15 protein-coding genes are annotated in these 14,614 nt (G+C 56.4%); 13 read left to right on the top strand and 2 right to left on the bottom strand.

The features are described from left to right. The first annotated feature begins 1 nt into the window (after position 1). The 11 genes from G437_RS0108360 to leuA all read left to right on the top strand — a co-directional run bounded on the left by G437_RS0108360 (position 2) and on the right by leuA (position 10,898). Complete coding sequence (locus G437_RS0108360; protein WP_024332111.1) at positions 2-592, top strand: riboflavin synthase; 591 nt, start codon at positions 2-4, stop codon at positions 590-592. Next, positions 585-1,844, top strand: coding sequence for a bifunctional 3,4-dihydroxy-2-butanone-4-phosphate synthase/GTP cyclohydrolase II (locus G437_RS0108355; RefSeq protein WP_024332110.1), 1,260 nt, complete (start codon positions 585-587; stop codon positions 1,842-1,844). Before G437_RS0108360 ends, G437_RS0108355 begins: the two co-directional genes overlap by 8 nt. Before the next feature lies 1 nt (position 1,845). Further along, positions 1,846-2,313: a 6,7-dimethyl-8-ribityllumazine synthase gene (gene ribH, locus G437_RS0108350; RefSeq protein ID WP_024332109.1), complete on the top strand. Its 468-nt coding sequence runs from the start codon at positions 1,846-1,848 to the stop codon at positions 2,311-2,313. Between the two features lie 102 nt (positions 2,314-2,415). Further along, complete coding sequence (hrcA, locus tag G437_RS0108345) at positions 2,416-3,423, top strand: heat-inducible transcriptional repressor HrcA (RefSeq protein WP_024332108.1); 1,008 nt, start codon at positions 2,416-2,418, stop codon at positions 3,421-3,423. A gap of 12 nt (positions 3,424-3,435) precedes the next feature. Then, the gene (gene dnaJ, locus G437_RS0108340) at positions 3,436-4,539 is read left to right on the top strand and encodes a molecular chaperone DnaJ (RefSeq protein WP_024332107.1); all 1,104 of its coding nucleotides are present in this window, start codon (positions 3,436-3,438) and stop codon (positions 4,537-4,539) included. Continuing rightward, a complete protein-coding gene (locus tag G437_RS0108335; protein ID WP_024332106.1) occupies positions 4,536-5,291 on the top strand; it encodes a 16S rRNA (uracil(1498)-N(3))-methyltransferase in 756 nt (251 codons plus the stop codon). Before dnaJ ends, G437_RS0108335 begins: the two co-directional genes overlap by 4 nt. Positions 5,292-5,403: 112 nt before the next feature. Beyond that, complete coding sequence (locus tag G437_RS0108330) at positions 5,404-6,282, top strand: PhoH family protein (protein WP_024332105.1); 879 nt, start codon at positions 5,404-5,406, stop codon at positions 6,280-6,282. Continuing rightward, entirely contained in the window at positions 6,272-6,727 is a 456-nt protein-coding gene (gene ybeY, locus G437_RS0108325) for an rRNA maturation RNase YbeY (protein ID WP_024332104.1), read from the top strand. Before G437_RS0108330 ends, ybeY begins: the two co-directional genes overlap by 11 nt. Next, positions 6,724-7,992 (top strand): hemolysin family protein, encoded by a 1,269-nt coding sequence (locus G437_RS0108320; RefSeq protein WP_024332103.1) that lies wholly within the window; start codon positions 6,724-6,726, stop codon positions 7,990-7,992. Before ybeY ends, G437_RS0108320 begins: the two co-directional genes overlap by 4 nt. A 26-nt stretch (positions 7,993-8,018) precedes the next feature. Then, positions 8,019-8,969, top strand: coding sequence for a GTPase Era (era, locus tag G437_RS0108315; RefSeq protein WP_231782347.1), 951 nt, complete (start codon positions 8,019-8,021; stop codon positions 8,967-8,969). A gap of 204 nt (positions 8,970-9,173) precedes the next feature. Next, positions 9,174-10,898 carry a 2-isopropylmalate synthase gene (gene leuA, locus G437_RS0108310; protein ID WP_101590668.1) on the top strand — a complete coding sequence of 575 codons (1,725 nt, stop codon included), beginning with the start codon at positions 9,174-9,176 and terminating at the stop codon, positions 10,896-10,898. 45 nt (positions 10,899-10,943) lie between these two features. Here the strand turns inward: leuA and G437_RS0108305 are convergent, their stop codons facing one another. Next, positions 10,944-12,455, bottom strand: coding sequence for a peptide MFS transporter (locus G437_RS0108305; protein WP_024332100.1), 1,512 nt, complete (start codon positions 12,453-12,455; stop codon positions 10,944-10,946). A 161-nt stretch (positions 12,456-12,616) separates the two neighbouring features. On the opposite strand from G437_RS0108305, the gene recO reads away from it, so the two are divergent. Together recO and G437_RS0108295 are read left to right on the top strand one after the other, a co-directional pair. Further along, the gene (recO, locus tag G437_RS0108300) at positions 12,617-13,351 is read left to right on the top strand and encodes a DNA repair protein RecO (RefSeq protein WP_024332099.1); all 735 of its coding nucleotides are present in this window, start codon (positions 12,617-12,619) and stop codon (positions 13,349-13,351) included. Further along, positions 13,348-14,109: an isoprenyl transferase gene (locus G437_RS0108295; protein WP_051141927.1), complete on the top strand. Its 762-nt coding sequence runs from the start codon at positions 13,348-13,350 to the stop codon at positions 14,107-14,109. The genes recO and G437_RS0108295 overlap by 4 nt, the downstream gene beginning before the upstream one ends. Here G437_RS0108295 and G437_RS0108290 read toward each other — a convergent pair. Further along, positions 14,106-14,609, bottom strand: a complete 504-nt coding sequence (locus G437_RS0108290; protein ID WP_024332097.1) for a DedA family protein — start codon at positions 14,607-14,609, stop codon at positions 14,106-14,108. The genes G437_RS0108295 and G437_RS0108290 overlap by 4 nt on opposite strands. Between the last annotated feature and the right edge of the window lie 5 nt (positions 14,610-14,614).

The raw sequence follows: 14,614 nt of genomic DNA, 5'->3' as shown, positions 1-14,614 counted from the left end.
AGTGTTTACAGGATTAGTAGAAGAAGTAGGGAAAATTCTAGAGGTCACCGATGCTGAAGGGGGGAAAAGGTTTTCTATATCTGCCTCGTTTGCTGGCGAACTTGCCGAGGGCGATTCGGTAGCTGTAGACGGGGTGTGTCTCACGGCCACGGAGATAGATACTCACTCATTTAGCGCCGACGTAATGCCGGAAACACTGCGCGCAAGTAACTTCGAGCAAATTGTTCCGGGAAGTCAGGTCAACTTGGAACGCGCCCTCACTTTGTCGTCCCGGCTCGGCGGACACCTAGTGCAAGGGCACGTAGATGGTTTGGGGAGGCTAAGTTCACGCGAGCGAACGCAAAAGTGGGATGAGTTTACTTTCACCGCCCCCGCGCACTTGGCCAGGTTGATAGCACCAAAGGGCTCAGTTGGGATAAACGGCGTATCGCTGACTGTAGCTAGGGTCGAAGGAAATAATTTCACCGTTTGCCTTATCCCCACAACCTTGCGCCTTACGAACTTGGCGGAGCTACAAGAAGGACAAGTAGTAAATCTGGAAACCGACGTTATTGCGAAATACGTGGCCCGCCTGGAGGAATACAATGACTGATTCTGCCTCACAACTGGAATTGGCTCTAGAGGAGTTGCGTCAGGGGCGCCCCCTGCTGGTAGCCGACGATGCCGATCGAGAAAATGAAGTTGACGCTATTTTTGCTGCGCAAACGGCTACCCCCTCGACCACGGCTTGGGTCATTCGCCATTCCTCGGGGTACCTGTGTGCCCCTATGACCAACGAGCGGGCTGATGCCCTCGAACTGCCTGTCATGGTCGAACAGAACCAAGATTCGCTCCGCACTACTTACACGGTCACGTGCGATGCTGCTTCTGGCGTAACCACCGGTATCTCTGCTGCAGACCGGACTACAACCCTGCGCGCATTAGCGCGAAAGGAACCTGACCCAAAAGCTTTGATTCGGCCTGGGCACGTTGTGCCGCTACGAGCGCGCGACGGGGGAGTGCTAGAGCGCACTGGGCATACGGAGGCTGCTGTGGACCTTACTCGATTGGCGGGGCTGGTGCCGGTGGCTGGCATCTGTGAACTCGTAAACGACGACGGCACTATGATGCGTCTGCCGCAGGCGCGAATTCTAGCGCAGAAGTACTCCTTGAGGGTCATTACGATCGCTGATTTAGTGGCTTTCCGGCGCAAGAGTGACAAGCGAGCAGCAGCTGGAAGGGCTCCTTTGAAACCGGCCCCGCGCGTGGAGCGAATTGCGGCTGCGAAACTGCCCACGGCCTACGGGCTCTTCACCATTACCTCCTACCGGGATCTGACTACTGGGGCCGAGCATGTTGCCCTCACCTCGGTGAAGAAGGCAGAGGGTATTCCACTGGTGCGAGTTCATTCCGAGTGCCTTACCGGCGACGGTTTCGGGTCAAAGCGCTGCGACTGCGGCCCTCAGTTGCACGAGGCGATGGTTCGCATAGGAAAAGAAGGCGGGGCATTAGTGTACCTGCGTGGGCACGAGGGCCGTGGAATTGGCCTGTCTGAAAAAGTGCGGGCCTACCGTTTACAGGACGAGGGCGAAGACACCGCGCAGGCGAATCTCTCGTTGGGCTGGCCTATAGACATGCGTGAGTACGGAGCCGCCGCGGCAATTTTGGCAGATTTGGGTCTGCACAAGGTGCGGCTCCTGACTAACAACCCCAAAAAGGTGCGTCTTGATCCGGCGCAGGTGCAAGTTGAAGAGGTGGTGCCGCTGGTAGTTGGGGTGGGGCCGGAAAATATTGACTACTTGCGTACAAAAGCAAAGCTGGGGCACATACTCAATTTGGATAAGTTCACGGAAGGACAAAAATAAGATGGCTGGTAGCGGGATTCCCACATTGCAGGTCGAGGGGGCGGGCGTGCACGTTACTATAGTGGCCTCCTCCTGGCACGAGAAGGTTATGGGAGGGCTGATTGCAGGAGCCGAGAGGGCGTGTGCCAAAGCGGGTGCAACGTTCCGAACGGTGCGAGTGCCGGGCTCCTTTGAATTGCCCCTGGCGTGTAAAGTGGCTTGCCAGACGGCAGATGCGGTAGTTGCCCTCGGCGTGGTTATTCGTGGGGGGACTCCGCACTTCGACTACGTGTGCGAAGGCGCTGCCCAAGGGATCACTCAGGCTAGTTTGCAGACGGGCAAACCGATTGGATTTGGGGTGCTCACCTGCGATAACGAGGAGCAGGCGCTGGATCGGGCAGGTCTGGAAGGATCCCGCGAGGACAAAGGCTTTGAGGCCGCTCAGGCAGCGCTGGCCATGGTCGGGACCCTAGCAGAACTGAAAGCTTAGCTCTCGCCCGCAGTGAAAAAGCCACTCTCAGTTGGTATCGGGTGGCCTCGACCGCGTAGGATTAGCAGTCGAGGCCACCGGGTGCTAAAGGAGATGGAAAACATGGGTCGATCTCGTAGGGATCAAGTCCTAGGTGCCATCGTTTCTGCGTACGTGAACAATCGGGAGCCCGTCGGTTCGAAGGCACTCGTCGAACGCTACAATCTGGGGGTATCCTCTGCCACTATCCGCAACGACATGGCAGCGCTCGAGGAGGCCGGCTACATTTATCAACCCCACACTTCAGCCGGGCGCGTGCCTACTGACAAAGGTTACAGGGCATTTGTGGATCAGATTGCTAGTCTGAAACCTCTTTCGGCTCCAGAGCGGCAGGCAATAGAAAAGATGCTCGCCGGGGCAGTAGACATTGACGACGTCATGGAACGCACGGTGCGCGTGCTGGCGCAGCTGACACACCAGGTCGCGGTGGTGCAGTACCCGTCTATGCAGGGGGATAAGCTCCGCCATCTCGAGATTGTTCCACTCGCCAGCCGCTATGTTTTGCTGGTTATCATCACCGAATCTGGGCGGGTCGAACAACATCCACTGGAGGTTCCTGCTGAAGTTGATCCGGCCGGGCTCAACGAGGTTGCCACATGGATAAACCAGACTTTTGCAGGCCGCGGCCCGAAAGAACTGGTAAAAGGCAAGGATCTGCTTGCCACGCTCGCTCCTGGGGTCGCCGGTTTGGCAACTCTGGTGTTGGATGCGCTAACAGTGGCATTGCCAACAGCCGAAGATCGCATTGTGATGGCCGGTACCGCGAACCTGGCGCGCTCTGGCACGGATTTTGTTCACTCGATTGGCCCGGTGCTCGACGCCCTCGAGGAACAGGTTGCCCTGCTCAGGTTGTTTGCCGAAATGGGTGGGGGTAGTGTGGCTGTCTCGATTGGGGCCGAGAATCGCCACGACGGGCTCTCCGAAGCTTCTGTAATTAGTGGAACTTACGGAAACAACGACGGACTGAGCGCCCACGTGGGCGTTGTTGGCCCCACCCGCATGGACTATCCGGGGACAATGCGTTCTGTTGGCGCCATAGCCCGGTACCTGACACATTTCCTATCCAACTGAAAGGAATAACGGTTGAAGGACTATTACGAAGTACTGGGTGTGCCGCGCGACGCCTCCCCCGAGCAGATCAAGCGTGCTTACCGCAAGCTTGCCCGCAAACTTCACCCGGACGTGGCAGGGCCTGGGCACGAGGAAGAGTTCAAAGAGGTGTCGGTAGCTTACGAGACTCTCTCAGATCCGGATAGGCGTCGCAAGTACGATATGGGCGGCGACACCGGCGGATTCGGTGACGCTTTCGGGGGCTTCTCGGACATTTTCGAAACCTTCTTCGGTGCTGGCGCCGGGAGCGGTGCTCAAACTGGGCCTGTCCCCCGAGGGCGGCGCGGTCAGGATTTGTTGACCGTGGTGGAAGCTTCTCTTTCAGATGTGACGTTTGGGGCAACGAAGGAAGTGCAGATAAACACTGCCGAGGTCTGCCCCAATTGTGACGGCTCCTGTTGCAAGCCGGGCACTTCGCCGCGCAAGTGTGAGACCTGCGGGGGGCGGGGCTCGGTCCAACGTACGGTACGCTCGTTTTTGGGGCAGATGGTAACTTCTGCCCCGTGTGCCTCCTGTCAGGGACATGGCACTATAATTCCCGATCCTTGCCCAGAATGTGCCGGGGAGGGGCGAGTTCGCACGAAGAAAACCGTCAAGTTGGATATTCCGGCCGGCGTTGAGCACGGCACGCGTATCCGCATGTCCGGGCGTGGCGAAGTAGGTCCCGGTGGCGGTCCAGCCGGAGATCTGTATTTCGAAATCCACGAACAGGACGATCCTGTATTCAAACGCCAGGGCGACGACTTACACACCGAGGTAAAGGTACCCATGACTGCGGCCGCTCTTGGTACCACCTTTGCTCTTTCCACTCTGGACGGAGACAGGGAGCTAACTTTGGACCCTGGCACCCAGCCCGGCGAGGACATTGTCATGAAAGGGCTGGGAGTTACACATTTGCGCCGCAATTCCAGGGGTAACTTGCACGTACACATAAATGTCGAGGTACCCAGGCACCTAAACGAGGAGCAGCGTCAGCTACTTTCGCAACTTGCCTCGTTGCGTGGTGAAGAAAAGATCATCGCTAAGGGCGAGGGCTCGGGAATGTTCGCTCGGCTGCGCGATAGGTTCGGCAGATGAGTCTTCCTGCCTTCCTATTTCCGGACGGCGACCTGCTGTGCGAGGGCAACCAGGTTAGCCTGGACGGCTCCGAGGGGCACCATGCCAGTGCGGTGATGCGCATTCGCGCCGGCGAAGAGGTGTATTTGGTGGACGGGAACGGCCGAAGGGCCACCTGTAAAGTACTGGCCGCCGGGAAGGACGATCTCCAACTCGAGGTATTGAGGGCGCAGTCAGAGCCCTTCCCGGGGAAGAAAGTTACCCTGGTTCAGGCTTTGGCGAAGGGGGGCCGCGACGAGGCCAGCATCGAAGCAGCTACCGAGCTCGATGTGTACGCGATTAGGCCCTGGGCCTCGGATCGTGCGACTGTGCGATGGAATGGCCAAAAAGCCGAAAAGGGCGTGCAAAAGTGGGCCGCTAAGGTGGCTGCTGCCACTAAACAGTCCAGGCGGTCGTACCTTCCTGAGGTGGCCGCCCTCGTTAACACAAAACAATTGGCTCAGCATGTGGAAGATGCCGTTCAGGGGGGAACCCTGGTTATCGTGCTGCACGAGGAAGCCACCGTTCCCCTTATGGACATTCCCATTGCTGAGGCAGAAAAAGTATGGCTGCTCGTTGGCCCCGAGGGGGGAATTAGCCAGGATGAGGTAGACCTGCTCTTAGCGGCGGGAGCCAGACCCGCAAGACTCGGCAAAACTATCTTGCGTACCTCCTCGGCGGGGCCTGCCGCATTGGCATATATTGCCGGCACGTGCGGGGCATGGAACAGTTAAGATAGTTCTAAGGCGAGGAGGAACCCTGAGCACTATTACTATTCCGGAAGCACTGGCTCCAGTAACATTATTTGGACCTGGCGATGCCTCCCTGCGGGCCATCGAAGATGGCATGCCCCAGGTCGACATCCGTGTGGCGGATAGGGCCATTCATATAGAAGGCCCCAGCGAACAGGTAGAGGCAGTATCAGCACTGTTCGAAGAACTTATTTCCCTGGCTTTGGCAGGTAGCCCACTTGGGCCCGAGGAAGTGGCCGAGGCGGTCTCTCTGCTGGCAGCTACACCCGCTAACCATGCTCCAGTGTCTAACGCGGTTCTTTCCGCCCGTGGACACGCCATCCGCCCTCGCACCAAAGCCCAAGCCGACTACGTGCGTGCCATGGACCAGGCCACGGTCGTGTTCGGAGTGGGGCCGGCCGGCACGGGCAAAACATATCTTGCTATGGCAAAGGCTGTGCAGCAGTTGCTCGAGGGCGTGGTGCGGCGCATCATCGTCACCCGTCCTGCTGTGGAAGCTGGGGAATCCCTGGGCTTTTTGCCCGGCTCCCTAACCGAGAAGGTAGATCCCTATCTTCGCCCCGTCTACGATGCTTTGGGCGACATGTTGGAACCCGAGACCCTACTTGAGCTACGCGAAAGTGGGACTATCGAGGTGGCTCCGCTTGCATATATGCGCGGGCGAACTCTAAATGATGCGTTCATTATTTTAGACGAGGCGCAAAACACTACCAAGATGCAAATGAAGATGTTCCTAACGCGCCTAGGCTTTAATTCGACAATGGTTATCACCGGTGATCCTACCCAGGTGGATCTGCCGCGTGGCAACCTTTCTGGACTGGTAGATGCCGTGAATGTACTAGATGGGATCGAGGGAATAGAGTTTTGCAAGTTTTCCTCTGCCGACGTGGTGCGGCATGCGATCGTGGGGGCAATAATCGATGCCTACGATCGCCGAGACGGGGCTAACGAGAGGCTAAAACGTGAGTACTGAGGTTACCAACGAGACTAGCTACGAAGTTGACGAGGCCGAATTCGCGGCTTTGGCTGCATTTGTGCTGAAGAAAATGCACGTCTCTGCCAGCGCGGAGCTGTCGATCATGTTTATAGACCCAGAGCCTATGGAAGAACTACACGTGCGCTGGTTAGATTTGCCCGGCCCAACAGACGTGATGAGTTTCCCGATGGACGAATTGCGCCCTGGAAGCGCCGAAGATCCTACCGAGGCGGGTATTTTAGGCGATATTGTGCTCTGTCCGCAGGTGGCTGCCGAGCAGGCTAGCCGAGCGGGGCACTCGTCCACCGAAGAGATGCTCTTGCTTACCGTCCACGGCATCTTGCATCTGTTGGGCTACGACCATGCGGAAGAAGAGGAAAAGAAGGTCATGTTTGCGCTGCAGCGCAAACTGCTACTTACTTTCCTAGCGGAGAAAGATTGAAAGACTTACTGTGGCTCGGCCTTCTCGCGCTAGTTTGCCTATTTTTCACCGGGTTCTTCTCTGCGGCCGAAACCGCTTTTTCTCGTCTGTCTAAAGCCCGCGTAGAGGACTTGGTCCAGGAAGGCCGGAAGCGCGCTCCGCTTCTGGCTAAGATTGTCGAACACAAGACTTTGGCACTCACCGCTACCAGGGGAGTGCGCATAGTGTTTTCTACTCTCGCCACCGTGATTATCGTTTTGGCGGTGAACTTTGACTGGTGGCCAACCTGGGTTCGCATACTAACGTCGGTGATTATCTCGGCTGGGGCTGCCTGGCTTATTTCAGGCTTGTTTGGCGATTCGATTGGTTCGCGTAACCCCGAGACAGTGGCGCTGCTGGCGGCTCGCCCGGTGTGGGCTACCACGTATTTACTTGCGCCGTTGACTAAAGCGTATTTGTGGGTGCGCCCCGAGGCGGGGCAGACCGAGGCCGAGGCCCGCCAGCTTATGGCAGAAGATTTGCGCGAAATGGTCGACGATTTGGGCGAGGACGAAAACCTAGAAATTGAAGACGAAGATCGTGAGCTGTTGCGTTCGGTCTTTGAACTCGGCACTACTTTGGTTCGCGAGATAATGGTTCCTCGCACAGAAATGATCACTGTAGACAAGGATCTTCCTGCCACGAAGGCAATATCCCTGTTTGTGAAGTCGGGATTTTCCAGGCTCCCCGTTACGGGCGAGGACACTGACGATGTGCGCGGGGTACTGGTGTTGAAAGATATTTTGGGGCGAGTACATAGAAATTCAGACTCGCTGTCAGCGCCGATCCACACGATGATGCGACCGATTCTTTTTGTTCCCGAGACCGTCCTCTTAGACGATTTGCTGCGCCAGATGCAAGCTTCGGGCGACCACATGGCGATGCTGGTGGATGAATATGGGGGCATTTCGGGGCTGGTTACCTTAGAAGATCTGATTGAAGAGGTAGTCGGTGACGTAACAGATGAGCATGACCACTCTAAGGCGGAACCTCACCGCGTCGACGCCGGGGTTTGGGAAGTGCCCGCCAATTTCCCACTAGACGACTTGGGCGGCCTTTTCGACCTCGAAATTGAAGACGAGGACGTGGACACTGCGGCAGGTTTGTTGGCAAAGGCACTAGGGAAAGTTCCTTTGGCTGGTGCCAGTGCCTCCATCCAGGGGCTAGACTTGACTGCTGGCGAAGCTACCGGGCGGCGCCGCACCATTACTACCGTGATTGCGCGCGAAAGAAACGAGGACAAGTGAGCGAGTTTCCAAGTGACGAGGAGCTAATGGCAGGTCCTAATGCAGGGGCTGACCTTGCGCTGCCTGAAACTCCCCAGGATTTTGTGGCGGGTTTCGCCACTATTGTGGGCAGGCCCAATGTTGGCAAGTCGACGCTCACTAATGCAATTGTGGGAAAGAAGATTGCTATCACCTCTATGCGCCCAGAAACTACTAGGCACACGATTAGGGGAGTGCACACTTGTAAAGAGGGGCAACTAGTACTCCTCGACACTCCGGGATACCATCGCCCTCGGACTTTGCTGGGCAAGCGGCTCAACGACCAGGTGCGTGAGGCGCTGACGCAGGTCGACCTCGTCTTCTTCTGTATTCCCGCTGATCAAAAGATAGGTCCTGGCGACCGCTTTATTGCGCGCGAGTTGAAATCGGTTCGGGTGCCGATCATTGCTGTTATCACCAAGTCCGATCTAGTCGGGCCCGAACGCCTGCTGCCGCAGATTCAAGCGGTCTCCGAGTTGGGCGAGTGGGCCGAAATTGTGCCTACTTCAGCAGCGAAAGATCGGCAGGTTGACGATTTGATCTCGGCTGCAATGAAGTATTTGCCCCGCTCGATGCCGCTGTATCCCCTAGATGCCAAGTCTGACGAGTCAGAAAATACCATGATCGCGGAGTTTATCCGCGAAGCGGCTCTGGAGGGCATGCGCGAGGAACTGCCCCACTCTCTGGCGGTTCAGGTCGAGGAAATAATCGAGCGCGAAAAAGTGAAGGGGCAGAAGCGGCCTCCGCTGCTCGACATCCATGTGAACATGTACGTGGAACGCGATTCGCAGAAGGCGATCATCATTGGCAAGGGCGGGTCGCGGCTGAAGTGGATTGGATCCAACGCTAGGCGCAATATCGAAGAGTATCTGGGCAGGCGCGTGTACCTAGATTTGCATGTGCGCACGGCGAAAGATTGGCAGTCTGACCCCAAGATGCTTGGCCGCTTGGGGCTGTAGTGTTCGCAGAGCGGACTTTACTTTTTCTATAGATAGCTAGGTGCTAGCTTTAAATTCATGGGTATATTCCTACTGCTTAGTTGCCGCGGCGAGTCCTGATATGCCGGTTCCTCGTCGTGGCGTTTGCCGTACCGGCTACCGACTAGGCGACAAGGAAGAACAGTGCGAACAAGTGGATTTGGCCCAAAACAACAACCCTCTAACATGCCGGTAGAAAAGTACCTGCCCGCAACCGTAACTAACCCTATTTCTCTTCCCGGACGGACTTGGCCGAATAAGACTATTACGCGCGCTCCGCGGTGGCTCTCCACAGATTTGCGCGACGGCAACCAGGCGCTTATTGAACCAATGTCGCCTAGTCAAAAACGGAGGATGTTCGATCTTCTAATTGACATCGGCGTGAAGGAAATTGAGATTGGGTTTCCGGCTGCTTCGCAAACAGATTACGATTTTGTGCGTTCTTTGGTTGCCGACGATGCAGTGCCAGAGGACGTGTGCCTCTCCGTTCTGACACAGTCTAGGTCTGATTTGATTGAACGCACTTTTTCAGCCATAGAGGGCCTTCCTCGGGCCACAGTTCATCTGTACAACGCTATTTCTCCGCTTTTCCGCGACGTTGTGTTTGGCAATTCCAAGAAGGCTACGGTCGATTTGGCGGTGACTGGAACCCAGCAGGTTATTTCTCAGGCCGAGAAATGCCTTAGCGACGATACAATCTTCGGATTCGAGTATTCTCCGGAAATCTTCGTAGACGCCGAGATCGATTTTGCGGTGGAGATCTGTGATGCGGTAGCAAAAGTATGGCAGGTTGGGCCAGGGCGTGAAATGGTGGTGAATCTGCCTGCGACGGTCGAGCGGACAACGCCAAATATTTTCGCCGACCGCGTCGAATACATGTCTACCAACTTGACCAATAGGCAATATCTCTCGCTTTCGGTGCATACTCACAACGATCGCGGGTGTGCTGTGGCAGCTGCAGAGCTGGCGCTCATGGCTGGGGCGGACCGCATCGAGGGGTGCCTGGGCGGGCAGGGAGAACGCACTGGGAATGTAGATCTGGTGACGCTCGCCCTGAACTTGTTTAGCCAGGGAGTGGATCCAATGCTGGATCTGTCTGACATTGATGGCCTGCGGCGCACCGTCGAGCACTGTACCCGAATGCGGGTTCCCGAGCGGGCCCCGTACATGGGCGATCTGGTCTACACCTCATTCTCAGGTTCGCATCAGGATGCGATCAAGAAGGGCTTTGCCAGGCGCAAAAAACTGGTGAGCGAGGTTGGTAGCGAGGACGAGGTTCCTTGGCAGATCCCGTACCTGCCGATCGACCCGCATGATGTAGGTCGCTCGTACGAGGCCGTGGTTCGAGTGAATTCTCAGTCTGGCAAGGGCGGGGTCGCCTACGTCATGTCGAGTAAGTTCAACATCGAGATGCCACGCCGCCTGCAGATCGAGTTTTCGCGTATCATCCAGCGGCACACTGATACCTACGGTGGGGAAATTGATCCCACCGCAATGTGGAATATTTTCGTGGACGAATATCTTCCCTCTCGTGCAGCGGTCGGAGAAGAAACCGCACCCTGGGGCCGCTTCGGTCTAAGAGCGGCTTCTTCGGTGACTTTTACCGAGGGCGAAGACGAGGTAGTAGAGGTAACTTGCGAATATACCGACCACGGCAGTGCGCGAAAGATCGTTTCACGCGGAAATGGGCCCATTGACGCTTTCTGTCGCGGTTTTAGTGGGGAGGGCATTGCGGTGCGAGTATTGGACTACTTTGAGCACGCAATGTCGGCCGGACACGATGCGGTGGCAGCCGCGTTTGTCGAGGCCGAGGTGGACGGCCAGGTGCTGTGGGGAGTGGGGATTGATCCGTCTATTACTAAGGCCTCCTACAAGGCTATAATCTCGGCGGTAAATCGGTCTTTGCGTTAACTAAATGGGGTGGCCCGATGGGCCACCCCATTTAGTTTTCTATTTTTAGTCTTCGATCGGAGCGGCCTGTTGGCCAGCGTGAATCCGCTTCGAAATCCACGGGGCCAAGGTAGCTAGAACAATCGCAAGGATTACTGCGATGCCGCCCACTACCAGGAACATTTGGTGATCCGGCAGATCGCCGGTCGCCTTCAACACTTGAGCGCCAATGGACTGGCCTGCTGCAGATGCCAAAAACCATAGCGACAAAGCCTGTGAGCGGAAGGCCTTAGGAGCTAGTAGCGTAGTGGCCGCCAGCCCCACCGGAGACAGGCAGAGCTCGCCTAGAGTCTGAATGATGTAGCAAATTGTGATTACCCACCAGGGAGCCTTGACACCTAGGTAGTGGTAGGCAAAGGCACCCAGCCAGATGAAGGACAGCCCGGCCAGCGCCAGACCGACAGTGAATTTGGCAGCCGTAGAGATCTTTCGCCCTCGGGTGGCCCAGAAATGGGCGAAGAATGGGGTAAGCAACACAATGAAAATGGGGTTTACCGCGGCAAACAATTCTGGCGACATGTTGAATAGGCCCGCGTTTAGATCGGTGTTGTTCTTCTGGAACGAAGCCATCGAAGAAGAAGCCTGCTCGAAGATCATGAAGAACATCATGGCCGCAATGAACAGGGGAATGAATGCACGTAACCGAGCACGTTCGTCGGCACTTACTTGCTTAGACCTGAACATTACTATGAAGTACACGATGGGAGCTATCAAGGAAATTATGGTCAATGTGTCGATGACATTGACGAGGAACGACTTGCCAGTAACCAGGTGAACAACTAGGAACAATGCTGCAACTGCAACGATGCCCGCGGCACAGTAGGCGAGTATTCGGCTTCGCTCCTCCTCGCGTACAGGGGTGGGGACGGTGTCAGCTTCAGCGGGCAGATAGCGTCGCCCTACTACGAAGCAGACCAGAGCTAGAACCATGCCGATCGCAGCCAGAGAGAAACCTGCGTGGTAGCCGCCGAAGGAACGCACTAGCGAAACCGCGAAAGGCGCCACAAAAGAACCGATATTCACGGACATGTAGAACAGGGAGTATCCGGCATCGCGCTTTGGATCGGTATTGTCGTACAGTTGGCCGACCATGGTCGCAGTATTTGGTTTGAGTACGCCCGAGCCGATCGCAACCAAAACAATGCCCAGGTAGGCTGAGGTTTGCATTGGCAACGACAGGCAGGCGTGGCCGAGTGCGATAATTATGGCGCCGTAGAGTGTGGAGCGGCGCGGCCCCCACAGGCGGTCTGAAACCCAGCCGCCAAGTACAGCAATCAAAAAGATAGAGGCCGAGTAGACCTGGACTAGAGATTCACCAAGTGATTCCTCGAGCCCTAGGCCATTGTTTGCAACTGTATCTACCAAGAAGTAGAGCAGGATCGCGCGCATGGAATAGTAACTAAAGCGCTCCCACATCTCGGTAAAGAAGATTGTCGTTAGCCCAAACGGGTGCCCAAAAAACGTTTTTACCTTGTTGGGTTGTTCGGACCGGCTGACGGCATCTAGGTGCTCGCTCATGCGGTCTTTCCTTCCAGGATTAGGTGGGTCGCGTCGCCAGTTGACGCGACGTGTCTTTATGATGGGTATGACACAAATAGCATTGTTCGCCTAATACTGTCTTTTATGCAAACTGAGACACAGATTTTGCATTATGGGTGATCTAATTCACAGGGGGATTGTTGGTAAAACTGTACCGCGATTATGCCGTTGTCCTGCGCACACACAAGCTTGGGGAGGCCGATCGCATAATCACAGTGCTCACGAAGGGGAGTGGGCAGGTGCGGGCAGTAGGTAAAGGCGTTAGAAGAGTTAAGTCAAAACTTGGGGCTCGCTTGGAACCTTTTTCAATCATTGATTTCCAAGCTTATAAGGGGCGCAATCTGGACACCTTTACTCAGGTGGTCCCCATAGCCGAATACGGTAGGCAAATCGCAGCAGACTACGACCTCTACACTGCCGGTACAGTAATGGTAGAGGCGGCCGAAAAAATGACGGTTGAAGGAACTCCCTCGCCGGGGCACTACCAGCTACTGAGGGGTGCCTTGCACGCCCTCGCCTACAGGCATCATCCGCGTGAGCTCATCATGAACTCATATCTTCTCAGGGCTCTAGCTCTGTCGGGATGGGCGCCTTCGTGCTGGGATTGTGCGATTTGTGGGAAGGCCGGACCCGCCGAGGCATTCTCGATCACCGCGGGGGGAGCTGTATGTGGGCAGTGTCGCCCCCCGGCTTCGGTATCACTGTCCGAGGGCGAAATAACGCTCGCTGCGGCGCTACTTACAGGTAACTGGAAAACAGCAGAGGCGTCGAGTGGGGCAAAGCGGGATAAAATTGGCGGGTTGGTGGCCGCTTACGCGCAGTGGCACTTAGAGCGGCGCCTGAAATCATTAGCGATATTGGAGCGAGGACAATGATTGAAATTCCAGGCCCTGGCGAAGGCGCACACCGTGTTCCCGAAGGTCTGCGCGCTCCCAAACACGTAGCCCTCATTATGGACGGCAATGGCAGGTGGGCGAACGCCCGCCACCTCCCACGCACGGAAGGGCATAGACAGGGCGAAATAGCCCTGCTAGACACCGTTGCTGGAGCCCTTGAGGCAAAGGTGCGCTACCTGTCCGTGTACGCTTTCTCTACTGAGAATTGGCGGCGTTCTCCGGCTGAGGTGAAGTTTTTGATGGGGTACTCGCGCAAGGTGCTGCGTAGCCGGCGCGATCAACTGAACGAGTGGGGAGTGCGGGTGCGCTGGTCAGGGCGCAGGCCCAGGCTGTGGAAGTCCGTTATTTCTGAACTGCAAGAAGCAGAGCGTCTCACTGCAGGCAACACCAAGATGGATCTGATTATGTGTGTCAATTACGGGGGCAGAGCCGAGATTGCCGACGCTATGGCGCGGGTGGCGGCTCGGGTAGAAAGAGGCGAGCTGAAGGCGCGTGCAATAAACGAGTCTACTGTCTCCAAGCACCTTTATTTGCCGGATGTACCTGACGTTGACCTACTCATCCGCACCTCGGGCGAACACAGGGTATCGAATTTTTTGCTTTGGCAATGCGCGTATGCCGAGATGGCCTTCCCGAAAAAGCCCTGGCCCGAGTTTAGGCGCGAAGACCTGTGGGATGAGTGTCTGGCCTTTGGAAGGCGCGAGCGTCGCTTCGGTGGGGCGGTAGATAAAGCCTAGGCGGGGCGGTGATTTTTCCAGTACAGCCCGGCAGCGACGAGGCCGCAAATCCCCAGCCCGGCAGCAACAGCCAAGGGGTTGCCAGCCAGTGCTGCCACAGCCGTGTAGAAGGCCGCCATGCCCACGGTTGAATAGATGCCTGCCCAAGCTAAATAGCCGGGGATAGCAGCTAGAGTGTAACGAGTCCAGTTCATCGACAGGGAGCCAGCTGCCAGGTGCACCATAGTTTGAAAGCCGATGGTCAAAAAGGACAGGGGTACTGCAAACAGACCCCACTTGTTGACAAATCTCACGGCCCTAGCGAAGGAATCCGAGTCCATCTTCTTCGCGAGGGCTGATCCGAACTTGCTAGTAGAGTTTTGTGCTCCTTTTCGGATCGCTACCGCGGAGCCGCGGCCCACCCAATAGGTGGCCTGCGAACGCAGACAGACCACCATAACGAGGAAGGCGAAAAAGACCACCCAGGGGAAATCTTGCAGAAAGCTCGGAACACCATTCATGCTGC

Source organism: Winkia neuii subsp. neuii DSM 8576, from assembly GCF_000420405.1.
Lineage (GTDB): Bacteria > Actinomycetota > Actinomycetes > Actinomycetales > Actinomycetaceae > Winkia > Winkia neuii.
The sequence above is the reverse complement of the archived record's forward strand: the minus strand, read 5'-3'. Positions and strand labels throughout refer to the sequence as shown.

Bases quoted from the DNA above. Each gene is read 5' to 3' on its own strand.
- G437_RS0108355 (WP_024332110.1), top strand. From the start codon at position 585: ATGACTGATTCTGCCTCACAACTGGAATTGGCTCTAGAGGAGTTGCGT.
- ribH (WP_024332109.1), top strand. From the start codon at position 1,846: ATGGCTGGTAGCGGGATTCCCACATTGCAGGTCGAGGGGGCGGGCGTG.
- hrcA (WP_024332108.1), top strand. From the start codon at position 2,416: ATGGGTCGATCTCGTAGGGATCAAGTCCTAGGTGCCATCGTTTCTGCG.
- G437_RS0108335 (WP_024332106.1), top strand. From the start codon at position 4,536: ATGAGTCTTCCTGCCTTCCTATTTCCGGACGGCGACCTGCTGTGCGAG.
- G437_RS0108330 (WP_024332105.1), top strand. From the start codon at position 5,404: ATGCCCCAGGTCGACATCCGTGTGGCGGATAGGGCCATTCATATAGAA.
- era (WP_231782347.1), top strand. From the start codon at position 8,019: ATGGCAGGTCCTAATGCAGGGGCTGACCTTGCGCTGCCTGAAACTCCC.
- leuA (WP_101590668.1), top strand. From the start codon at position 9,174: ATGCCGGTAGAAAAGTACCTGCCCGCAACCGTAACTAACCCTATTTCT.
- G437_RS0108305 (WP_024332100.1), bottom strand. From the start codon at position 12,455: ATGAGCGAGCACCTAGATGCCGTCAGCCGGTCCGAACAACCCAACAAG.
- G437_RS0108295 (WP_051141927.1), top strand. From the start codon at position 13,348: ATGATTGAAATTCCAGGCCCTGGCGAAGGCGCACACCGTGTTCCCGAA.
- G437_RS0108290 (WP_024332097.1), bottom strand. From the start codon at position 14,609: ATGAATGGTGTTCCGAGCTTTCTGCAAGATTTCCCCTGGGTGGTCTTT.